General features: G+C 61.1%; 1 pseudogene. It reads left to right on the top strand.

Going from position 1 to position 386, the window contains the following annotated elements:
• Nucleotide 1: 1 nt before the first annotated feature.
• Nucleotides 2-386: pseudogene (locus EN807_RS33035) on the top strand (sugar ABC transporter permease); the annotation flags it as partial.

Here is a 386-nt window from a genome sequence, read left to right as displayed (position 1 = left end):
GGTGATATTCCTGCTGGGGATCACGCTCTATCCCGGCATCTATGCGATCTATCAGGGCTTCTGCCACGTCCGCTTCAACAACTGGACCTTCGCGGGCTTCGACAACTACAGCAAGCTGCTGTCGGATCCCGAATTCTGGCAGGCGCTGTGGAACACCTTCGTCATGGGCGCGATCGCGCTCGCGCTCGAATGCACGATCGCCATCAGCATCGCGGCCTTCGCCTATCGCGATCCGTGGGTGCGGTCGTGGCGCATCATCTTCCTGATGCCGATGCTGTTCATGCCCTCGGCCGTCGCCTTCATCTGGAAGCTTGCCTTCAACGACGGCCGCGTCGTCAGCGACCTGCTGATGCGGCTGGGGCTGATCGACGGCAACCTGGATTTCC

Origin of the sequence: Mesorhizobium sp. M5C.F.Ca.ET.164.01.1.1 (assembly GCF_004792125.1) — a bacterium.
Taxonomy (GTDB): domain Bacteria; phylum Pseudomonadota; class Alphaproteobacteria; order Rhizobiales; family Rhizobiaceae; genus Mesorhizobium; species Mesorhizobium wenxiniae.
Note: the sequence above shows the minus strand (reverse complement) of the source record. Positions and strands in the feature narration are given on the sequence as shown.